Raw genomic sequence first — 21,752 nt, 5'->3', positions numbered from 1 at the left:
AAAGCAAAGGAGAGATTAATATGAACATAGATTTTAATTTGTTTATGAATGATGTTGTCAGACAGGCCCGCCAGGAAATAACAGCTGCAGGCTATACAGAATTAACAACAGCAGATGAGGTAGAGGATACATTCAAACAAGAGGGAACAACGCTTGTAATGGTGAACTCTGTTTGCGGATGTGCTGGAGGAATTGCGAGACCGGCTGCAGCTCATTCCGTTCATTATGATAAGCGTCCAGACCGCCTTGTAACGGTATTTGCCGGACAGGATAAAGAAGCGACAGCAAGAGCTCGTGAATTCTTTACAGGATTTCCGCCATCCTCTCCATCATTTGCCCTTATGAAGGACGGTAAGCTTGCAGCAATGGTAGAACGTCATGAAATTGAAGGGCACGAGCCGATGGCTGTAGTAGCAAAACTTCAGGAAGCATTTGAACAGCACTGCAAGGAAGTGTAATCACAGTTGTGTATAATTATTAAGAGAGACCTTTAAATAGAGGTCTCTTTTTTTTTGCTTTTATCAATTAAAGTGATGATTAACCCTGATGCATCGGTATTTTTCAAGAATAGTAAAATATAAAATTAAATTTATTTTTAATTACTATATTGCATAAATATAAAATCGTGTTAAAATACAAAATATCGTATAAATATAAGGTTAAAAACTTCTTGAAAAGTTCTAGGATATAGGACATAATTTTATTAAATTTAGAATATTTTTAACTTTACAAAATTATAGGGGGAAACAAACAATGAAAAAATGGTTATTGCTAGCAATTGGCCTCGTAATTGCTTCTATGCTTGCCGCATGCGGATCTTCAGAAGAAACATCAGGGGATGAAGGAGAAGAGAAGAAAGTTATAAAGATGGCTACATCTGCCGACTATCCACCATTTGAATACAAAGATACGACAAAAGGCGATGACATTATCGGTTTTGATATTGATTTGGTTAATGCTTTGGCAGACGAACTTGGCTACAAGGTAGAAATTCAGGACCTGGATTTTAATAGTCTTGTACCAGCCCTGCAAGCGAAACAGGTTGATATGGTTCTGGCAGGAATGACACCGACGGAAGAACGCAAAAAGAACGTAGATTTCACGGATGTTTATTACACAGCGAAGCACATGATCGTGTCTAAAAAAGGCAGCGGAATTAAAACGGTTGAGGACCTGGAAGGCAAAACAGTAGGAGTTCAGCTCGGTTCTATCCAGGAAGGGGAAGCAGAAAAAATCGCAGAGAAAACCAAAATTAAAATCGAAAACCGCAATCGTATTCCAGATATCGTTCAAGAAATTAAAGCAGGACGATTTGAGGCTGCCATTATTGAAGACACAGTAGCTAAAGGATATTTTGAAAAAGATAAAGATCTTGAAGGTTTCACAATGGAAACCGGGAATGAAGAGGAAGCGGGTTCCGCCATCGCTTTCCAAAAAGACAGCAAATACACAAAAGAATTTAATGAAGCTCTTAATAAAATGAAAGAAAACGGCGAATTGGAAAAGCTTGTTCTGAAATGGTTCGGCCAAGATCAAAAATCTGAATAAATAGGAGAAACGTTCAACTCTGAAGGTTGAACGTTTCTTTTGACAAGTAGAAAGGAGTGATCTGATGAATATCGATTTTTCAGCTATTTCAGGTTCAATCCCCTTTATACTGGGAGGACTTGGCATCACATTAAAGCTTGTGGCTCTTTCCGCTCTTTTTGGATTTACATGGGCAATCGTCCTTGCTCTGCTTAAAATCAGCCGAATAAAGCCCCTTAATTGGCTGGCCGATTTTTATACATCCATCTTTCGCGGAACGCCTCTCGTTCTGCAGCTGCTGATTATCTACTTCGGTCTTCCGCAATTTATCGGTACGATTGAACCGTATTGGGCTGCAGTTGCCGCTTTCACCCTTAATTCAGGGGCTTACATATCTGAAGTGATCCGTGCAGGAATTTTAGCTGTCGATAAAGGGCAGCGCGAGGCGGCTATGGCTCTCGGTGTTCCGTACAATCAAACGATGAAGGATATTATTCTCCCGCAGGCATTTAAAAACATCCTGCCTGCCCTGGTTAATGAGTTTATTACGCTGACAAAGGAGTCTGCGATCGTAACGGTTATTGGTCTTGGAGACGTTATGAGACGCTCTTATCAAGTCGGTGCCGATATGTATAAATACTTTGAACCGCTTTTATTCGCGGGGCTCATCTATTACATTCTCGTCATGATCCTTACGATGATCGGCAAGCTGATTGAAAGGAGATTGAGACAAAGTGATTAAAGTGGACAAGCTGCATAAATCCTTCGGGAAAAACGAAGTATTGCACAATATTTCAGTATCCATAAATAAAGGAGAAGTGGTTGCGGTTATTGGTCCATCAGGATCAGGAAAATCAACCTTTTTAAGATGCTTAAATCTTCTCGAGGTGCCAACGAGCGGTGAAATTGAAATTGGCGGAGAAAAAGTCACGGCTCCTAAAGCGAAAATTAACGTGATCCGTCAGAACTTAGGAATGGTGTTCCAGCACTTTCATCTGTTTCCTCATAAAACCGTGCTGCAAAATCTGACTTACGCTCCGACTACTGTTAAGGGTCTGTCAAAAGCAGAAGCAGAGGAAAAAGCGAAGGCGCTTCTTGTAAAGGTTGGCTTAAGCGATAAAGCAAATGAATACCCGAGCCGTCTTTCCGGGGGCCAAAAGCAGCGGGTGGCGATCGCAAGAGCACTTGCTATGAACCCGGATGTCATGCTTTTTGATGAGCCGACATCTGCTCTGGATCCTGAAATGGTCAAAGAAGTCCTTGATGTAATGAAAGACTTGGCACATACAGGAATGACGATGATTATCGTAACACATGAAATGGGCTTTGCACGGGAAGCTGCGGACCGGGTCCTTTTCCTGGATGGCGGAGCCCTTGTAGAGGATGCTCCTCCTGCGGAATTTTTTGCCCATCCTAAAACACAAAGGGCACAAGACTTTTTGAGCAAAATGCTGTAAACTAGTATCGGACTATAGAGCTGGCAAGCGGCGCCCGCCTCCTTTTGCTGCACCCAATCGAGGTGTTTGTCAAAGGAGAGGGGTGCTTCCGCTTGAACCAGTTCTTTTTTAGGTTACAATATAGGGACAACAAGAATTAGGAGTTTTTGCATGAAGCAATTTAGAATAGGCTACAGAACGATAAAAACCGCATTGGGAACTGCTGCCGCGATCAGCCTAGCCCAATTGTTCGGACTTCAAAATTTCCCCTCAGCAGGAATTATTGCGATTCTCTGCATTCAGGTAACAAAGAAAAAATCCCTGCAAAGCTCATGGGCGAGATTTCTGGCGTGTTCCATCGCTATCATATTTTCATTCGCATTTTTTGAGCTGTTCGGCTATTCTCCGCTAGTCATCGGACTTATGCTGCTGTTATTTATACCGGTAGCTGTTATGGCAAAAGCGAAGGAAGGCATTGTAACCAGCTCTGTCATCATTCTTCATTTATACGCATCCAACCATATTACTTTACCGCTCATATTGAACGAGCTTGCCCTGATTGCAACAGGCATCGGTGTTGCCCTAATCATGAACCTTTATATGCCGAGCGTCGACAGAAGGCTGGAAACATATCAAAAAAAGATAGAAGCCAATTTTGCCTCGATTTTCTGCCAGATGGAGCTGTATCTGCTTGAAGGGGACAATCAATGGGATGGCAAAGAGATAACAGAAACGGCGAGTCTCATTCATGAAGCCAAAACACTTGCCTTCCGGGATGTTGAAAACCATTTCCTCCGGAACGAAAACCTGTATTACCATTATTTTCGGATGAGAGAAAAACAATTCGAATTAATTGAACGGCTATTGCCGCTGATTTCAAACTTATCCGTTACCGTTGAACAGGGGGAAATGATCGCCGATTTCATTAAAGATCTGCGCGAGCATATTCATCCAGGAAACACCGCCCATATGTTTTTAAGAAAGCTGCACGATATGAAAGCATCCTTTCAGGAAATGGAGCTGCCGAAAACAAGAGAAGAATTTGAAACCCGTGCTTCCCTTCTTCATCTTGTGAGGGAGCTTGAACAATATTTAGTGATGAAAAGTTATTTCAAAGGACTGAAATAAGGATGGAGCACCCTCTTTTTTCTCATAATAAGTAAAAAGAGGGTGCTGCTTTTGAAATGGATGATGATTCTTTCCATACTGATGGCTTCTCCGATTTGGCCGCTGGGACATAACCCGGTTGAGGGAGATCCATACCTGATTATAAATAAGCAAACGAACGAAATGGCTTTTATTGATGATGGATCGATTCAGAAGATTTACTCTGTTGCCAGCGGTAAGGAATCAAAGCTTACACCAGAGGGAGAATTCTCAATTGTCGTTAAAGCGGTGGATCCATACTACCGGAAAAAAGACATTCCCGGCGGAGATCCGAAAAATCCTCTCGGTCCCCGATGGATCGGATTTGATGCAGAAGGAACGGATGGACGGACATATGGTATTCACGGAACGAATCGCGAATCATCCATCGGAAGCTTTGTCACACAGGGCTGTGTCCGCATGCACAATGAAGAAGTTAAACAGCTCTTTTCCAAAATTCCAATCGGAACCAAAGTCTGGATTACCGATACGAATCAAACGTTTGAAACACTGGCTAAGGAAAAAGGGGCCATTTCAACCGAATAAAAGGATTTAAAAAACTCGCCAAATTTGGCGAGTTTTTTCTGTTCTGTTATGTATTATTCAGATGGGGATGCATGTAATGCTTCTGGAGATTTCTCTGAGATTAAAAATTCCCTGTAAGTTTTTCGCTTTTTTATTTGCCAAACGGCAGCACCAGTAAAAAATAGAGTTGATATAAATGTGGCTGAAAAGTCGGTAAGCTCTATAAAGTAACATACTTGAACGGCTATTAAAAATAATACAGATAGGATGATCAGCGATAAGTTCAAAGGGAAAACTTTTTTAATTCGATTGGATATATTCTGATAGCAGCCGGTGCAGATCACTACCTTTCTAGAAGTATGCAGTAAAAAACATTCCTTGCAATACCGTTTCATGCAATAAGCACATGTATGGGTTCCAGCTGCACTATTATGATTAAAACAGGGTTCTAATTCCATTCATCATTCTCCTTTCCATATAAGCTAATATCCTGCATGAATGTAGTTCTTTACGACTATTCAATTCTCCTTCTTCGATCAATTAATTTCGGCAAAGTTAATTAATCAAGAACAGGTGTGAACAGAACGTTTCCGGATTTCGATCATATGCAAAATCGTGTTAGCTAATAAGTTGGCTGATTGGAGCGAACGACTGCAGCGAAAATCAAAGCCAAGTCTAACAAAGCAAAAATAAAAAGGACCGCTGAGGCAAATCTGCCGCAGCGATCCTTTTATATAACACCTATTTAGAACCCGATGAAAGTTGATAATCCGGCTAGAAGCGTTGTCAGGAGCATGACTCCCAGCATAACCATCACAACAATTTTCTGGACTTTTTTATTGGACATGTCAATCACTCCCAAAAATCAATAGTTTCATTTTAACGTGAATTTCAATTCCGGACAAGACCAAATCAGAAATAAGAGATTCACTCGAATAAGAAGGAATCAAGGCGGATATTGGAGAATGTATGTATGTATCCGTTTACAGCATGGGAGAGATAAAGCATGATAAAAAAAGTAGATCATATAGGGATCGCGGTAACATCTATTCAGAATTCGCTGCCGTTTTATGAAGCCACATTAGGTATGAAGCTCATTGGAGAGGAAGAAGTGCCTTCCCAGCTGGTCAAGGTCGCTTTTTTAGACGCGGGCAATCAAAAAATTGAGTTGCTTGAGCCGACTTCCTCCGATAGCCCGGTAGCAAAGTTTATTGAAAAAAGAGGCGAAGGAATTCATCACGTAGCTTATAAAGTAGAAAACATTGCAGCACGGATTGAAGAACTGAAGACGCAGGGCATTAACATGATCGACCATACTCCGCGCTTAGGTGCAGGAGGGGCTGCCATTGCGTTTCTGCACCCGAAATCAACAGGCGGAACTTTAACAGAGCTTTGTGAAAAAAAGGGGAATGATGTGAAATGAATATGGATATTTACGATAAAATTAACGAATTATATGACCGCCGGCGTGAGATTGAGATGGGCGGCGGAGATGATAAAATAGAAAAACAGCATGAAAAGGGAAAGCTAACGGCAAGAGAACGAATTGACCTACTGGTTGATGAGGGGACCTTTGTTGAACTGAATGCGTTTATTGAACACCGGTGCAATGATTTTGGCCTCCAAGGCAAAAAAGGACCGGGAGATGGAGTGGTAACCGGGTATGCAAAGGTAAATGGCAGACCCATTTATTTATTTTCACAGGACTTCACGGTATTTGGCGGAGCGCTCGGAGAAATGCATGCGAAAAAAATTGCAGCAGTGATGGACCTTGCAGCGAAGAACGGCACTCCATTCATTGGGCTGAATGACTCTGGAGGTGCGAGGATTCAAGAGGGTGTGGTATCATTAGATGGTTACGGACACATCTTTTACAGAAACAGCATATATTCAGGGGTCATTCCCCAAATATCCGTTATTCTGGGACCGTGTGCAGGCGGCGCGGTTTATTCTCCGGCTATTACTGATTTTGTTTTCATGGTGGAGAAAACAAGCCAAATGTTTATTACAGGGCCGAAGGTTATTGAAACCGTGACTGGTGAGAAAATCAGCTCAGAAGATCTTGGTGGAGCGCATGTACATAATACAGTCAGCGGGAATGCCCATTTTTCCGGCGGGACAGAGCAGGAAGTTTTGGAAAAGGTCCGGCTTCTTTTAAGCTATCTGCCTCAGAATAATGAAGAAAAGCCGCCAAATGAAGAAGAACCTGAAGGGAGCGATTACCGTCCTGATTTAACTGATTTAATCCCTTTTGATGCGATCAGACCCTATGATGTAAGAACCGTCATTCATAATATTATGGACCCGGATTCATTCATGGAAGTCCATGAGGGCTTTGCCAAAAATATGGTGGTCGGATTTGCACGGATAAAGGGAAAAACGGTCGGTTTAGTCTGCAATCAGCCGAAATACATGGCTGGAGGACTGGATATCGATTCTTCAGACAAAGCTGCGAGATTTATCCGTTTTTGTGATTCCTTTAACATTCCGATTATTACATTTGAAGATGTAACCGGATTTTTCCCTGGTGTTAAACAGGAGCATGGCGGAATTATCCGTCACGGAGCAAAAATTTTATACGCATACTCAGAAGCAACGGTTCCCAAAATTACGGTTATTTTAAGAAAAGCATACGGGGGTGCCTATGTAGCACTAAACAGCAAATCAATCGGTGCAGACCTGGTATACGCATGGCCGAACGCTGAAATTGCCGTGATGGGACCCCAAGGTGCGGCAAATATCATTTTTTCAAGAGACATTCAAAACAGTGAAGAACCGGAAGCGGAACGAGCAAAAAAAATTGAGGAATATCGTGAGAAATTCGCTAATCCATACGTAGCAGCAAGCCAGGGAATGGTCGATGATGTCATCGATCCTAGGGAAACCAGGATTAAGCTTATTCAGGCACTGGACATGCTCTCTTCTAAGAAAGAGACACGGCCATACAAAAAACACGGAAATATTCCGCTATAAGTGATTGAAAACGGAGGGAACACCATGGTAAATCAAGACAGGCTAGTAGAAGAATTTCTCGAATTGGTAAAAATCGATTCCGAAACAAAGTTTGAAGCAGAAATTGCGAAGGTGCTGAAAGAAAAATTCGCAAGCCTTGGACTGGACGTTACGGAGGATGATACGACAGGCATAACGGGGCATGGAGCAGGCAACCTGATCTGCACGCTGGAAGCAACCAAAGATGGAGTGGATCCGATTTACTTTACATCCCACATGGATACCGTTGTACCAGGCAAGGGCATTAAACCATCCATTAAAGATGGATATATCGTAACAGATGGTACAACCATTCTCGGAGCAGATGACAAAGCGGGTCTTGCTGCGATGTTTGAAGCAATCCGTATTTTAAAAGAAAAAGAAATTCCGCACGGCAAAATTGAATTTGTCATTACTGCCGGAGAAGAGTCCGGTCTTGTCGGAGCAAAAGCCCTGGATCCTAAGCTGATGACAGCTAAATTCGGATATGCACTGGACAGTGACGGGAAAGTAGGGGACATCATTGTTGCCGCTCCTACTCAGGCGAAGGTAAAAGCCGTAATCAAAGGCAAAACTGCTCATGCTGGAGTAGCGCCGGAAAAAGGTGTTTCGGCGATTACAATTGCCGCCAAGGCCATTTCTAAAATGCCTCTTGGCCGTCTGGATGATGAAACGACGGCTAACATCGGACGCTTTGAAGGGGGCACTCAAACGAATATCGTTTGTGACCATGTAGAAATTCTGGCAGAAGCAAGATCTTTAGTGCCTGAAAAAATGGAAGCCCAAGTAGAAAAAATGAAACGGGCGTTTGAAGAGGCGGCAAAAGAACTTGGCGGTCAAGCGGAAGTAGATATTCAGGTTATGTACCCGGGCTTTAAATTCGGGGAAGGCGATCACGTTGTCGAAGTTGCGAAGCGTGCTGCGGCAGCCATCGGCCGTGAGAGCCGTCTGCTTACAAGCGGCGGTGGAAGTGATGCGAACGTCATTGCAGGAAATGGAGTTCCGACCGTCAATCTCGCTGTAGGCTATGAAGATATTCACACCACTAACGAAAAGATGCCAGTCGAAGAACTGGTTAAAACCGCTGAAATGGTAGTTGCGGTAATCGAAGAAGCAGCAAAATAATAGAACAGCAGGGCCGTCCCGATTGGAGATGGCCCTGCTTTTTTAGTCTTTTCCTAATGAAAACCCATCAAACAGCCTTCCGCCAAAAGGCTTCAATATCCGGTCGGCCAGCTGGAGAAGCTTTCCGGTTTCCCCCTTCTCGTAAAAACGGTGCAGCGCCTCCATGAAATCAATCGTGAGATCTGGATCAAACGCAGCGAGTGTTCTATATTTCCACTTGCTTGACCCGAGCCATTGCCTGTTCATTCTCAAATAAAACTCATATAAAAGATCAGTAAGCGCCTGAACGATAAAAAGCTGTTCTTCCCTTGAGCTGCTATCCTTTAAATCCTCTAATGCATCGGTAATGAAGTACCTTTTCATTCTAATCATGGAATCCGGCCATGAATCAGGTCCTTTTAGCAGCTGAATTTCTGCCTCCTTCTTCAACTGAGATACAATCCCATTATCCTTAATGATTTTCCCTTCAAAAACCATTCTTTGCATGCTCGGAATCGCCCGTTTCCGGTCAGCTTCATAGATTTCGTTTATCGAAAGAAGGCTGTGTACAAAAATTTCCGCGGGCCAGCCTTTAAAATGGATAGATTCCCTGTACGACCGGATAATTCCCGTTACAAAGATAACGATGTCGAGATCTGATAAGGGGCGCGTTTCTCCTCTGGATGTACTTCCAGCTAAAAGTGCTGCCTGGCATTCGGGGTAATGCTCATTAACAAAATCATAGGCTGCTGACACTGCTTCTGGTCGGTTCATAGAAGCCCCTCCTGATAAATTTTGAATAGTTTACCATATTTAGAGGGATAAAGTCCCACTTTACGAAAAATATCCGGGAGGCTTTTCCAGATAACCAATCCATAGTATGATAGATACGATGAATATCGGAAGGGGCATGGTCTATTATGAAGGCGGTAATTTTTCAAACTCAAGGAGAAGATTTCGGGATTTCGATCGAGCATGTTGTCTCAATTGAGAAAGTGCTTGATCTCAAACCAATCCCCAATCTTCCGGACTATGTAAAGGGTGTTATGCCGATCAGAGGTGAATTGGTCCCAGTCATCGACGTTTCATGCCTTTTCAAGAAAATAGAGAACAATGAGCTGGAAAAGGCAAAGATTATCACGGTTCAGACGGATGAATTAACAGCCGGACTGCTAGTGAGTGAAGCAAAGGAAATACTGGAGCTTGAACAAGAACAGCTCAAACTGCTGCCGATTGGAGCAGGGGCCTCATCAAAATGGTTCTCTTCCATTGCCATGAAGGACAGCAGGCTGATTACACTGGTTAACCCCGCTTCATTCATCGGTACTTTGGAAGCACTGGATGACATAAAGTCTGAATTACTGACCCTCAATATTGAAGAAAACGAAAAAGCATCCATTTGACTGGATGCTTTTTGCATGTGTGATGGAATTACTTCTTCTCATCATTTTTTATGTTTTTAGCCATATTCTGTATAACCATTACCTGCCTCGGCAATCCGGGATCGGTTTTCAGATTTTCAGTATAGGTGTTATTTTCAATAGCGGTTAAATACTCTTCAATGTTTTGAAGGGCATGGTCATTCTGTTCCAACAGATCCCGGTGCCACTCTGTCATCTGCTCAGGTGCATGGATTTTATTAAAGGTTTTTATTTGGTTTTTCATACTGAGTAAAATTGATTCAAGCTCTGTCCTGGCCGTTTCACTATCAGCTGCATCATAGAAAAGAGTCGAGAGCTGTTCAGACTCATCCGCCAGTTCATAGGCAAAGTTTGCAGCTTCTTCTCCGTATGTAGCAGGCTTGCCAAAAAAAGAGCAGCCGGATAGGAAGAGTAAGAAAATGATTATTAGCGTCATCGCGCGCATCATGAGTGATATCCTCCATCATAAACATCTTTCACTTAATTATTCTAGTCTTTCCACTCTGATCCTTTTTTAAGCAAGCTGAAGAGAAAAAAATGAAATATGATAAAATAGAAGCAGGACCTTAATAGGGAAGTGAACGGAATGCAGGGAGAAGTGAAAAAAGGACGCATCATTTTTCACATCGATATGAATAGCTTTTATGCTTCAGTTGAAATGGCTTACGATCCTGAGTTAAAAGGAAAGCCGGTGGCGATAGCCGGGAACGCAGAGGAACGGAAGGGAATCATTGTAACCTGCTCCTATGAAGCAAGAAAATACGGAGTAAAAACAACGATGCAGCTTTGGCAGGCTAGAAGATTATGCCCGGATCTTGTGGTCAGGAAACCAAACTTTGACCGTTACCGCCAGTCCTCAAAAGCGATGTTTGACGTGCTGAGAGAGTATACTCCATTGGTTGAGCCTGTGAGCATCGATGAAGGGTATATGGATATTACCGAATATACGAATGGCCAAAACCCTATTGATATCGCCAAATCTCTTCAATCAAGGCTGCTTGAGGAGCTAATGCTCCCTTCGAGCATAGGGATTGCTCCAAATAAGTTTCTGGCTAAGATGGCTTCCAATATGAAAAAACCGCTTGGCATTACGGTGCTCCGCAAGCGCGAACTCAATCAGCTTCTATGGCCGCTGCCTGTTGAAGAAATGCATGGAGTCGGGGAGAAAACGGGAGAGAAGCTGAAAGGAATCGGCATTCACACCATTCATGATCTTGTAGTGGCGGAGGATGGAAAATTAAAAGAACTGCTTGGCATCAATGGGGAGCGTCTGAAAAAAAGGGCATCGGGAATAGATGACCGTCCTGTTGATCCGGATTCCATATACGATTTTAAAAGCATTGGAAATTCATCTACTCTTCCTAAGGATTCATCAAATCCGAGGGAACTGGATAAACTGATTTCGAAGCTTGCCGAATCGGTAAGCAGAAGGATGAACCGCAAAAATGTTCTGGCCTCAAGACTGTCTGTTATGATCCGCTATGGTAATCGCCAGACCTTCACACGCACAGCAAAGCTTGAAAATCCGATTGCGGGGGCATCCGATATTGAAGAAAAAGCAAAGCGGATATTTTATAAGCACTGGACAGGAGAACCAATCCGGCTGCTTGGCATAACCGGAATGGACTTGCTTGAAAAAGAAGAAGCCGTAAAACAGCTTGATTTGTTTTCCTACCAGGAGGATGCGAAGGAAGAGCCGCTTTGGAATGTACTTGACCAGATTAACGGGAAATTTGGAAAAAATACGATTAAACGCGGATTGACTGGAAGAACAGATGAGGACCATACGAGCGGAACGAGCTTTAACAAAGATTTTCTAAGAGACTCTAAGGATTAGGCCGTTCCAGGTCGCTTCGCTTGAAAGCACAGGAGCAAGTGTGATATTTTCATGATTGTAACGAACCATACGTACAGGAAAGGACGTTTTGACATGTCAAAACAGCAAATTGGTGTGATTGGTCTTGCCGTTATGGGTAAGAATTTAGCTTTAAATATTGAGAGCCGCGGGTATTCCATATCCGTTTACAACCGTTCTTCTGATAAAACAGAGGATTTCCTAGCAGAATCCGAAGGCAAGAATGTAAAAGGTACATACAGCATAGAGGAGTTTGTCCAATCGCTTGAAACTCCAAGAAAAATTTTGTTAATGGTAAAAGCGGGACCGGCAACGGATGCAACGATTGAAACGCTCCTTCCGTATTTGGATAAAGGCGACATCCTGATCGATGGAGGAAATACGTTCTTTAAAGATACACAGCGCAGGAATTCAGAGCTTGCCGAGAGCGGAATTCACTTTATCGGAACAGGTGTGTCAGGCGGTGAGGAAGGCGCGTTAAAAGGACCTTCCATCATGCCTGGGGGACAAAAAGAAGCGCACGATCTCGTAAAGCCCATTCTTGAGGCTATTTCCGCAAAAGTAGATGGCGAAGCTTGTACAACCTATATCGGTCCGGACGGCGCGGGTCATTACGTAAAAATGGTCCACAACGGAATCGAATACGGGGACATGCAGCTCATCTCAGAGGCCTATTTCCTTTTGAAAAATGTCCTGGGACTATCTGCTGAGGAATTCCATGAAGTATTTGCGGAATGGAATAAAGGGGAGCTTGACAGCTACCTAATCGAAATTACTGCCGATATCTTTACAAAAAAAGATGACGAAACTGGCAAGCCGCTAGTGGACGTTATTTTGGATACGGCCGGACAAAAAGGTACAGGAAAATGGACGAGCAGCAATGCATTGGATCTCGGTGTACCGCTGCCTATCATCACAGAGTCCGTCTTTTCGCGCTTTATTTCAGCTATGAAAGACGAACGTGTAAAGGCAAGCAAAGTATTATCAGGTCCTGAAGCGGGCACTTACACGGGCGACAAACAAGAATTAATCGAAGCGGTCCGCCAGGCACTGTTTATGAGTAAAATTTGCTCCTATGCCCAAGGCTTTGCCCAAATGAAGGCAGCCTCAGAGGAATACGGCTGGGATCTTAAATATGGTGAAATTGCGATGATTTTCAGAGGAGGATGCATCATTCGGGCAGCATTCCTGCAGCAAATTAAGGAAGCGTTTGACAGAGATGCGAATCTTTCCAACCTGCTTCTTGATCCATATTTCAAAGAAATCGTGCAAAAATATCAGGTTTCCTTACGCAAAACTCTTTCTGTGGCGATTGAACGCGGGGTAGCCGTACCTGGTTTCTCAAGTGCGCTTGCCTACTTTGACAGCTACCGTACAGAGGTGCTTCCAGCAAACTTGATCCAAGCACAGCGTGACTATTTTGGAGCTCATACGTATCAGCGAATTGATAAAGAAGGTATTTTTCACACAGAATGGATGACTAAATAAGTTTTTTGTGAAGGGTCTGGCTGACTAATAAAGCCAGGCCCTTATTTTTTTGCTTGGTAAGAATGATTGTGAGCTCCCCAAGAACCGTAAAAATTTTTCATACATGTCCTTATGAATGTTTGAAGTTTGAAGATTTGAGGAAGTATAAGAGAACACCAGCCATATCAATAGATATAGCCATAATAGGAGTCGATCATCATGATAGGAATTTTATTAGCGTTAATCCCGGCCATTACGTGGGGAAGCTTAGTATTAATCAGCGTAAAACTTGGCGGGGATGCTAAGAGCCAGACGCTTGGAATAACGATTGGCGCCCTGCTGTTTGCCATCGTGACCTATTTTTTCACCTTTCCGGATATCAATGGTTTAGCATGGGGAATTGGTATTGTTTCAGGTGTTTTATGGGCTATTGGCCAATTCGGACAGCTGTCCAGCGTCAAATACATAGGGGTTGCCAAAACGGTGCCCATTTCTACGGGTCTGCAGTTAATGGGTACAACCTTATTTGGGGTATTGCTATTTAAAGAATGGGATACAAAATCAGCGATCATTTTAGGTTCCATTGCTGTAGCCGCGATTATTATTGGAGTGGTGCTTACTTCAATCGGTCAAAAAGCAGAAAATGCAGAAGACAAAAAGCATTTCAAAAAAGGAATGCTCATTTTACTTGTTTCTTCACTTGGATATATTGGCTATGTCGTCATTATCCGGCAATTTGAAATTGACGGATGGGCAGCGATTCTTCCTCAAGGAATCGGTATGGTTGCAGGAGCAGTGGTGCTCACGATCAGAAGCCAGCCATTTAACAAATACGCAGTAAGAAATATTTTGACGGGGATTTGGTGGTCAGCAGGTAACCTTGGACTGCTGCTTTCACTGCCGCTAATAGGTGTAGCAACAAGCTTTTCCCTGTCCCAAACAGGTATTGTCATTTCAACCCTTGGCGGCCTGTTCCTGCTGCAGGAGAAATCAGCGAAAAAGCAAATCATATTTGTGATCATCGGATGCCTGCTCATTATCGCAGGAGGCGTTCTGCTCGGCTATACAAAACGATAAAAAGGGGCTGCTGCAAAGATGTTTAAAGATCTAGAAGGAAAAGTTGTTGTTGTTACAGGTGCAAGCTCTGGTCTGGGACGTGCAATTGCGAAACGCTTTGGCCAGGAGAAAGCAAAGGTTGTCATCAACTATTACAAAAACGAGGGAAAATCTGATGAACTGATTGGCGAGATTAAAGAGGCAGGCGGAGAAGCGGTTAAGATACAAGGAGATGTCTCAAAAGAAGAAGATGTGAAGAAAATCATTCAATTTGCCATTGATACATATGGAACGCTCGATGTCATGGTCAACAACGCCGGTATTCAAAACGAAGTACCATCTGAGGAATTGTCTTTAGAAGATTGGAACAAAGTCATATCGACGAATTTGACTGGTATTTTTGTTGGCAGCAGAGAAGCTATTGCCTATATGCTTAAACATGACATAAAGGGAAGCATCATCAATATGTCCTCCGTACACCAAATCATTCCGTGGCCTCATTTTGCCCATTACGCAGCATCGAAGGGCGGAATCAAAATGCTGAGTGAAACGCTGGCACTGGAATTTGCACCGCATGGCATCCGTGTTAACTGCTTGGCGCCGGGGGCCATTAACACGCCCATTAACAAAGAAAAGTTCAGTGATCCGGCTGCGAAGAAAGAAGTCCTGAAAATGATCCCTCTTAATAAAATCGGTGAGCCGGAGGAAGTAGCAGCCGCAGCTGTCTGGCTTGCCTCTAAAGAAGCAAGCTATGTAACTGGAACAACTCTTTACATTGACGGCGGAATGACGAATTATCCAAGCTTCCAGGCCGGTAAAGGCTAATAGCTATTACGCTCTGATAAGGGCATGTTTTTCTAATAAAGAAGATACAAAAAAGGCTGCCGGACATGTCCGGCAGCCTTGTATCCGTTATTCTGCTTTCAATCCTTCAAACAAAAGAATCCGGGCCGGCGCTGCGTCTTTTCCTACTATTTTTAGAGGTGCTGCCACCATAAAATAGCTTCCTTCACTGACTTCCTTCAAACGAAGGCCCTCAACAATGATGACGTCATGCTTGAATAGCGTCTTGTGGGTAGGGTGGCCTTCCTGGCTTCTCTCAACACCAAGTGCATCAATCCCCACTCCTCTGATTCCAATTTCACTTAAATGCTTCGCTGCGCATTCAGCTACAAAGATAAATTCAAAGTTAAATGCGTCCTCAAGAGAGTTTTTCGTTTTAAAAAGAACAAAGTCTCCTTTTTGAATATCAAATTTTTCGATATCTTCTTTACGGATCCGGTCTTCGACTTGCGTTAAATCAAATACCTTTGCTTCTCCGATAAGGTCGTCCAAAGAAATTGATTCCATTGTGTCTCCTTCAACAATCATGTGAAGAGGGGAGTCGACATGTGTACCTGTGTGCAAATCCATAGCGATGCGTGTTTCCGTTACATAGCCGTTCGTTGCCGTGTTTAAAACGGGCTGTTTTTCTTCCTTGTTTTTATAGACAGGCATCCCTTCGAAAATGGGTGCGGATACATCGTACATTTTCATAAATAAAGTCCCCCTTATGTATTGGATAAAACGCCCTGCAAGGCAGGGCGCTCAAAAAACATTATTCTGTGTCTGTTACAGGCCACCAATGATAACCGTCTTTTGCCAAAAGATCATCTGAATCAGCCGGTCCCATTGTGCCAGCAGCATAATTAGGAAATTCTGCTGCTACACTGGACCAGGCCTTGGCAATGGTATCGACGTAGCTCCATGTTAACGCTACTTCGTCCCAATGGGTAAAGTTTGTTGCATCACCGTGAAGACAATCATCAATCAGTTTCTCATAGGCTTCTGGCGTATTAATCCCATCGATGCAATTATTGCAGTAATCAAGCTTAATAGGTCTGGCATAAGAACCGTCGCCGGTTTTCTTTGCATTTAAGTGAAGGGTGATCCCTTCATCCGGCTGGATGTTAATGACAAGAAGGTTCGGATGCATACTATCTCCATTGTTATAATAAAGATTCATTGGGATATCTTTAAACTGAACCACAATTTTTGTTGATTTAGCGGGCATCCTCTTACCAGTTCGAATATAGATTGGAGTTCCTGCCCACCGGAAATTGTCAATCGTCAGTTTCCCTGCTACAAAGGTTTCCGTATTGGAGTTCGGATCCACGTTGCTTTCTTCGCGGTAGCCGGGAACATCCTCGTTCCGGATGCTGCCTTTTCCATACTGTCCGCGGACAAAGTAGTCTGATACTTCGTTTTCCTTCAGGGGACGAAGGGCACGCAGTACTTTTACCTTTTCACTGCGGATTTCTTCGTCGGTCAGTTTGATAGGCGGCTCCATGGCAAGCAGGGCAACCACTTGGAGAATATGGTTCTGAACCATATCTTTTAGTGCACCTGATGATTCGTAATAACGGCCTCTGTCTTCCACTCCCAATGATTCGCTGGAAGTGATCTGGATATTGGCGATATAGCGGTTGTTCCAAAGCGGTTCAAAGATGGCATTCGCAAAACGAATGACTTCAATGTTTTGAACCATTGCTTTTCCAAGGTAATGGTCAATCCGGTAAATTTGATCTTCAGAGAAGGCTGCACGAATTTCATCGTTTAATTTTTGAGCACTCGGCAGGTCGGTGCCAAATGGCTTTTCAATCACAAGACGGCTCCATCCTTGCGTAGAAGTAAGCCCTTCGTTTTTCAGGTTAATGGCAATGGTTCCGAAAAATTCAGGCGCCATTGCCATATAAAACATCCGGTTGCCTGGAATATCATATGTATGATCAAGTTCTTCAAGCAATCCCTTTAACTCTTGATAGGATTCAGGATTGGTCACATCGAAAGGATGATAATGGAAATGAGATAGGAACTCATCCATTTCTTTATGATCTGGGACTGCATTTTCAATAGAAGTATTCACATTTTTGCGGAATTCTTCATTAGTCCAAGGTCTGCGGCCAACTCCGACGACCGCAAAGTCTTTGCCGATTCGATTATTTTGAAGAAGCTGATAGATGGACGGATAGAGCTTACGTTTAGCCAAGTCGCCCGTCGCTCCGAAAATAACAATTACGGCTTTGGGATTTTGTTCTGTATTCACAATAAAGACCTCACTTTTCATATAGTCAAGTGCCAGTTCTTTGGCTTAAGGCACGATTCCGAATAAGCATAATGATGCTCTTTTAAAAAAGGTCCCGTACAGGTTCTTAATTTTAAAGGTTCATTCCGGTTAAAGCAAACAATTGAACTAATTTTCCTCTCATTAGTATGAACTGGAAACCGAAAAACAATTATTATTGCTGTAATTAAGCTTTAGAAAAGTATTTGTCGCAACGAAATGCATTTTAATGAGTATTTTCAAAAATTTTTTTCAAAGAGTATAATAAAAGGAAATCATTCAATTCATATTTTTCAATGGGAGAGAACGATGGGGGCTTCTTTTCACCGGGTAAATGCGACGTATCCATCAGGATATTTTCCTGTTTACGCGCTAAATGAAAAGTAAACCGCATTTCTCTTCAGAAAGTGCTGAAAACACAGGAATCATTAGCCATCGCATGCACAGTCCGCTGTGCATGCTTCTCTTTTTCATGTATTCTAGATGAAAGAATTGTACTTAGGAGGACTTCACGTTGAACGTATTATTTTTAGGAACCGGAGCAGGGGTGCCATCCAAACAAAGGAATGTGTCTGCGATGGCGCTGGAGCTGCTTGAAGAACGGGGAACCGTCTGGCTGTTTGACTGCGGAGAGGGAACCCAGCATCAAATCCTGCACACCTCTTTAAAACCCCGTAAAATTGAGAAAATTTTTATCACCCACATGCATGGAGATCATATATTTGGCCTTCCCGGCCTATTGGGCAGCCGCTCATTCCAGGGAGCAGAAGATCCTCTTACCATATATGGGCCAAAGGGAATTACTCAATTTGTAAAAGCGGCACTTGCTCATAGCCAGACCCATTTACGATACCCGATTGAAGTGATTGAAGGTGAAGGAGGTATTGTTTTTGAGGATGAGCAGTTTATCGTTGAAGCCATTCTTCTTGAGCATGGGCTTCCGAGCTATGGCTACAGAGTAATCGAAAAAGATAAGCCCGGCACACTCATGGCCGATAAGCTTATGGCTGCAGGAATTAAACCCGGCCCCGCCTATCAGAAATTAAAAGAAGGAGGATCCCTGGAAACGGAAGAGGGGAAACTTATTCTTGGTTCCGATTTCCTCGGGCCGCCTAAAAAAGGTAAAATCATCTCCATCTGCGGGGATACAAGAAGCTGTCCTCAGCTGGCAAAGCTTGCAGAAGATGCAGATTTGCTGATCCATGAAGCAACTTTTGGAGAAGAGGATGAGAAGCTAGCATATGAATATTATCACTCCACTACCATTCAAGCTGCAGAACTAGCCAAACAATGCAGAGTGAAGCAGCTCGTCCTTACCCATATTAGTGCAAGGTATCAGGGAGAACAGGTTGGAACACTTTTGGAAGAGGCAGTTAAGATCTTCAGTGATACGATTATTGCAGAGGATTTGCTCAGGCTAGAAGTCAAATAGTCAGCGGGTGAACTTCAGCTGAACTTCTTTTAATCAGGTTGACCCGCGCTCTATAAATGTGTAAAATGGAAACAAATCGTAATAATTACGTTTTATATTACATAAGGAGGAATTGGCTATGCGTGTAAATATTACATTAGCATGTACTGAATCTGGAGACCGGAATTATATTACGACTAAAAATAAACGAAACAATCCTGACCGGATTGAAGTGAACAAATACTGTCCCAGATTGAAACGTGTTACGCTGCACAGAGAAACGAAATAATGAAAGAAGAGGCCGGCCTTTTAAAAAAGGCATGGCCTCTTTTTCATTTTCCCGTACAAGTATCCATACCATTTCCGCAAATGTGCTTATGATGTAATATCTTTTTAAACTTTTTTGGAAAGGAGAGACGTTTGTGGAAAACTTTATTGAATTAATGCTTCCTTATGTTCTTAAAGTACAAAAGGAAGAGAATATATCTGCCTCTATGCTTATCGCTCAATCCATACTTGAAACTGGCTGGGGAGAAAGCTTTCTGGCAAAAAATGCTCTAAACTTATTCGGAATTAAAGGCTCTTATAAAGGACAATCCATTGTGATTAGAACCATTGAATATGTGGAGGGAGAAGAGAGAGTGGTTTCCTCTGCTTTCAAACGCTATCCAACCTGGTATGAATCAATTAAAGACCTGGTAGAGTTTTATAAAAGAGGGACGAGATACGCGCCTATTTTCGGAGAAACAGACTACAAGAAGGCATGTTCCGCTCTGCAGCAGGCGGGATATGCAAGTGATCCAAAGTATGCTGAAAAGCTAATTGGCATTATTGAGAGAAACAACTTGGCAAAGTATGATACGATGTCCGGCATGCCTTTTCCGCCGCCTGTCAAAGTTTCTAAACCATACCCTGGAGAATTAATTAAAAAGGGTTCGAAAGGGATGTATGTAGTCGAAGTGCAAAAACAGTTGAATAAGCTTAATTTTAAGCTGGCTGAAGATGGAATTTTCGGAGCGAAGACAGAGAGGACAGTCAGAACGTTTCAGCAAATGAAAGGTTTATCTGCTGATGGGGTTGTTGGATCTAAAACCTGGAGTGTTCTGTTTGCTAATTAAACCGTTAATTGCTGAACCAGCGCCTTATATAAGGTGAGCAGTGTTTGTTCATATAGCAACCTGTTAACTTCTATTGATGTCTTCCTCTAATTTAGTTCGTTTGGTTTGTCATTTCAGCACACAGTATTAATAATTAGCGGAATTAAGAATTGTAACTCCTCCGCGAATGATCCTCAAAATAATTGTGTCTTCCTGCTGTTTAGATGAAAGATAATGAATTAGGTGTACTATTGTGTGGGGTATTTTGGGAGCCTTTTTAAACTCATATTGTTTAAAGATGTTACGTACATGATCCAAACTATTTCGTTTTTTAGTATATTACTTATAAAACGTCCCTAATCGGTTTCAATAAGGATGTATCTCCTGAATTAAAGGTAACTGGATCAATAAGCAAAAGCATCTCAAATATCGCATGAATTCAGTGCGATTTGAGATGCTTTTTTTGGGGGGAATAAAGTACTTACTTCCATCCTCGTTCATATTGAATGGGAGATTCAATTGAGGTTCCAAGCTGTTCAGCAGCAGTCCTCGGCCAATAAGGGTCACGCAGAAGCTCACGGGCTAAGAAAACTAAGTCCGCACGTTCGCTGCGCAAAATTTCCTCTGCCTGAAGACCATGCGTGATCATACCTACTGCACCTGTAGCTATTTCAGCTTCACGGCGGATCTTTTCTGCAAATGGAACCTGGTAGCCTGGGTAAACCGGAATATCTGCCGGCACCAGAGCTCCTGAACTTACGTCGATTAGGTCGATTCCCTGCTCGCGCATCCATTTGGCGAATACAACATGATCATCCGGAGTTAATCCTTCAGGGTGGTAATCAGTGGCAGAAACCCTGACAAAGATCGGTCCATGCCATACTTCTTTTACTGCTTCAATTACTTCGCTAAGGAAGCGGTAGCGGTTTTCAGCCGAACCCCCGTATTCATCATCGCGATGATTGGATAATGGAGATAAGAATTGGTTGATCAAATAGCCGTGCGCACCATGAAGTTCAATAATATCGAATCCTGCTTCTTTCGCTCGGCGGGCTCCATCACGGAATGCCAGGATTGTTTCCTGGATTTTTTCTTTCGTCATGGCTACTGGCCTTTTTGAATTTTCATTAAAAGGGATAGCAGTCGGAGCTGCAATTTCTTCTTCTAATACAGCTTTTCGTCCCGCATGAGCAAGCTGGATCGCCGCTTTAGCTCCATAGCTTTTTATTTCTTTTACGAGGCTTGCAAAACCTTCTGTATGCTCATCATTCCAAATACCGAGATCATTTGGTGAAATTCTGCCCTGCGGCGTAACAGCAGATGCTTCAAGCATGATCAGACCGGTTTGGCCTGCTGCACGGCTTACGTAATGGGTGCGGTGGAAGCTTTCAAGCTTTCCGTCCTCATTCATGGATGAATACATGCACATCGGCGACATCACAATCCGATTTTTCAGTTCTACATTCTTTATCTTATATGGTTCAAATAATTTTCGATTCAAGTTTTTCGCCTCCATGAAATAATTTCAAAAAAAGTATACCAGCGTCATTCCTTCAAGTCACTTAATCTGCCCGGGATACTTGGTAAGAGTAGATTTTCTCCCCAAAGCTGTT

The 21,752-nt window shown here is 42.8% G+C and carries 24 protein-coding genes; 17 read left to right on the top strand and 7 right to left on the bottom strand.

The window, feature by feature from the left end; translation table 11 throughout:
• The first annotated feature begins 20 nt into the window (after nt 1–20).
• From WCV65_RS12970 to WCV65_RS12945, 6 genes are all read left to right on the top strand, one after another.
• The gene (locus tag WCV65_RS12970) at nt 21–458 is read left to right on the top strand and encodes a BrxA/BrxB family bacilliredoxin (protein ID WP_035404122.1); all 438 of its coding nucleotides are present in this window, start codon (nt 21–23) and stop codon (nt 456–458) included.
• Between the two features lie 295 nt (nt 459–753).
• Nucleotides 754–1,548: a transporter substrate-binding domain-containing protein gene (locus WCV65_RS12965; protein WP_035404124.1), complete on the top strand. Its 795-nt coding sequence runs from the start codon at nt 754–756 to the stop codon at nt 1,546–1,548.
• Nucleotides 1,549–1,612: 64 nt separating this feature from the next.
• Nucleotides 1,613–2,269, top strand: a complete 657-nt coding sequence (locus WCV65_RS12960; protein ID WP_035404126.1) for an amino acid ABC transporter permease — start codon at nt 1,613–1,615, stop codon at nt 2,267–2,269.
• On the top strand, nt 2,262–2,984 hold the full coding sequence (locus WCV65_RS12955) for an amino acid ABC transporter ATP-binding protein (protein ID WP_035404127.1): 723 nt from the start codon (nt 2,262–2,264) through the stop codon (nt 2,982–2,984). Before WCV65_RS12960 ends, WCV65_RS12955 begins: the two co-directional genes overlap by 8 nt.
• 150 nt (nt 2,985–3,134) lie before the next feature.
• Nucleotides 3,135–4,091 carry an aromatic acid exporter family protein gene (locus WCV65_RS12950; RefSeq protein ID WP_035404129.1) on the top strand — a complete coding sequence of 319 codons (957 nt, stop codon included), beginning with the start codon at nt 3,135–3,137 and terminating at the stop codon, nt 4,089–4,091.
• 60 nt (nt 4,092–4,151) lie between these two features.
• Nucleotides 4,152–4,655, top strand: a complete 504-nt coding sequence (locus WCV65_RS12945) for a L,D-transpeptidase (RefSeq protein ID WP_156505837.1) — start codon at nt 4,152–4,154, stop codon at nt 4,653–4,655.
• Between the two features lie 53 nt (nt 4,656–4,708).
• On the opposite strand, the gene WCV65_RS12940 is transcribed toward WCV65_RS12945, so the two are convergent.
• Together WCV65_RS12940 and prli42 are read right to left on the bottom strand one after the other, a co-directional pair.
• A complete protein-coding gene (locus WCV65_RS12940) occupies nt 4,709–5,092 on the bottom strand; it encodes a hypothetical protein (protein ID WP_338777002.1) in 384 nt (127 codons plus the stop codon).
• A 287-nt stretch (nt 5,093–5,379) separates the two neighbouring features.
• Nucleotides 5,380–5,481 carry a stressosome-associated protein Prli42 gene (gene prli42, locus WCV65_RS12935; protein ID WP_156505830.1) on the bottom strand — a complete coding sequence of 34 codons (102 nt, stop codon included), beginning with the start codon at nt 5,479–5,481 and terminating at the stop codon, nt 5,380–5,382.
• 159 nt (nt 5,482–5,640) lie between these two features.
• On the opposite strand from prli42, the gene mce reads away from it, so the two are divergent.
• From mce to WCV65_RS12920, 3 genes are read left to right on the top strand one after another with little or no spacing between them, the layout of a single operon-like run.
• Nucleotides 5,641–6,057, top strand: coding sequence for a methylmalonyl-CoA epimerase (mce, locus tag WCV65_RS12930; RefSeq protein WP_035404134.1), 417 nt, complete (start codon nt 5,641–5,643; stop codon nt 6,055–6,057).
• A gap of 2 nt (nt 6,058–6,059) precedes the next feature.
• On the top strand, nt 6,060–7,607 hold the full coding sequence (locus tag WCV65_RS12925) for an acyl-CoA carboxylase subunit beta (protein WP_338782280.1): 1,548 nt from the start codon (nt 6,060–6,062) through the stop codon (nt 7,605–7,607).
• Nucleotides 7,608–7,631: 24 nt separating this feature from the next.
• Nucleotides 7,632–8,750 (top strand): tripeptidase T, encoded by a 1,119-nt coding sequence (locus tag WCV65_RS12920; RefSeq protein WP_338776998.1) that lies wholly within the window; start codon nt 7,632–7,634, stop codon nt 8,748–8,750.
• Between the two features lie 42 nt (nt 8,751–8,792).
• On the opposite strand, the gene WCV65_RS12915 is transcribed toward WCV65_RS12920, so the two are convergent.
• Complete coding sequence (locus tag WCV65_RS12915) at nt 8,793–9,503, bottom strand: nucleotidyltransferase domain-containing protein (protein WP_338776996.1); 711 nt, start codon at nt 9,501–9,503, stop codon at nt 8,793–8,795.
• 146 nt (nt 9,504–9,649) lie between these two features.
• Between WCV65_RS12915 and WCV65_RS12910 the strand changes: the two genes are divergently transcribed.
• Entirely contained in the window at nt 9,650–10,132 is a 483-nt protein-coding gene (locus WCV65_RS12910; RefSeq protein WP_338776994.1) for a chemotaxis protein CheW, read from the top strand.
• A 28-nt stretch (nt 10,133–10,160) separates the two neighbouring features.
• Here the strand turns inward: WCV65_RS12910 and WCV65_RS12905 are convergent, their stop codons facing one another.
• Nucleotides 10,161–10,598 carry a DUF6376 family protein gene (locus WCV65_RS12905; protein WP_338776993.1) on the bottom strand — a complete coding sequence of 146 codons (438 nt, stop codon included), beginning with the start codon at nt 10,596–10,598 and terminating at the stop codon, nt 10,161–10,163.
• Between the two features lie 138 nt (nt 10,599–10,736).
• Between WCV65_RS12905 and WCV65_RS12900 the strand changes: the two genes are divergently transcribed.
• The 4 genes from WCV65_RS12900 to WCV65_RS12885 all read left to right on the top strand — a co-directional run bounded on the left by WCV65_RS12900 (nt 10,737) and on the right by WCV65_RS12885 (nt 15,353).
• Nucleotides 10,737–11,987, top strand: coding sequence for a DNA polymerase IV (locus tag WCV65_RS12900; protein WP_338776991.1), 1,251 nt, complete (start codon nt 10,737–10,739; stop codon nt 11,985–11,987).
• 93 nt (nt 11,988–12,080) lie between these two features.
• A complete protein-coding gene (gndA, locus tag WCV65_RS12895; RefSeq protein WP_035404291.1) occupies nt 12,081–13,493 on the top strand; it encodes an NADP-dependent phosphogluconate dehydrogenase in 1,413 nt (470 codons plus the stop codon).
• A 201-nt stretch (nt 13,494–13,694) separates the two neighbouring features.
• Nucleotides 13,695–14,549, top strand: a complete 855-nt coding sequence (locus tag WCV65_RS12890; RefSeq protein WP_338782279.1) for a GRP family sugar transporter — start codon at nt 13,695–13,697, stop codon at nt 14,547–14,549.
• Between the two features lie 18 nt (nt 14,550–14,567).
• A complete protein-coding gene (locus tag WCV65_RS12885) occupies nt 14,568–15,353 on the top strand; it encodes a glucose-1-dehydrogenase (protein WP_035404146.1) in 786 nt (261 codons plus the stop codon).
• Nucleotides 15,354–15,440: 87 nt separating this feature from the next.
• Here the strand turns inward: WCV65_RS12885 and WCV65_RS12880 are convergent, their stop codons facing one another.
• Nucleotides 15,441–16,064: a cyclase family protein gene (locus WCV65_RS12880; RefSeq protein WP_338776987.1), complete on the bottom strand. Its 624-nt coding sequence runs from the start codon at nt 16,062–16,064 to the stop codon at nt 15,441–15,443.
• A 61-nt stretch (nt 16,065–16,125) separates the two neighbouring features.
• Nucleotides 16,126–17,613, bottom strand: a complete 1,488-nt coding sequence (gene zwf / locus WCV65_RS12875; RefSeq protein WP_338776985.1) for a glucose-6-phosphate dehydrogenase — start codon at nt 17,611–17,613, stop codon at nt 16,126–16,128.
• 532 nt (nt 17,614–18,145) lie between these two features.
• On the opposite strand from zwf, the gene rnz reads away from it, so the two are divergent.
• From rnz to WCV65_RS12860, 3 genes are all read left to right on the top strand, one after another.
• Complete coding sequence (rnz, locus tag WCV65_RS12870) at nt 18,146–19,063, top strand: ribonuclease Z (RefSeq protein ID WP_338776983.1); 918 nt, start codon at nt 18,146–18,148, stop codon at nt 19,061–19,063.
• Between the two features lie 118 nt (nt 19,064–19,181).
• The gene (gene rpmG, locus WCV65_RS12865; protein WP_035404153.1) at nt 19,182–19,331 is read left to right on the top strand and encodes a 50S ribosomal protein L33; all 150 of its coding nucleotides are present in this window, start codon (nt 19,182–19,184) and stop codon (nt 19,329–19,331) included.
• Nucleotides 19,332–19,464: 133 nt separating this feature from the next.
• Complete coding sequence (locus WCV65_RS12860; protein WP_051860483.1) at nt 19,465–20,160, top strand: glucosaminidase domain-containing protein; 696 nt, start codon at nt 19,465–19,467, stop codon at nt 20,158–20,160.
• A gap of 460 nt (nt 20,161–20,620) precedes the next feature.
• Here the strand turns inward: WCV65_RS12860 and namA are convergent, their stop codons facing one another.
• Nucleotides 20,621–21,640 (bottom strand): NADPH dehydrogenase NamA, encoded by a 1,020-nt coding sequence (namA, locus tag WCV65_RS12855; RefSeq protein ID WP_338776976.1) that lies wholly within the window; start codon nt 21,638–21,640, stop codon nt 20,621–20,623.
• Nucleotides 21,641–21,752: the final 112 nt, after the last annotated feature.

The sequence above is a fragment of the Metabacillus sp. FJAT-52054 genome (assembly GCF_037201815.1).
In the GTDB taxonomy this organism is placed as follows: Bacteria; Bacillota; Bacilli; order Bacillales; family Bacillaceae; genus Metabacillus_B; species Metabacillus_B sediminis.
This window is presented reverse-complemented; position numbering and strand designations above follow the sequence as displayed.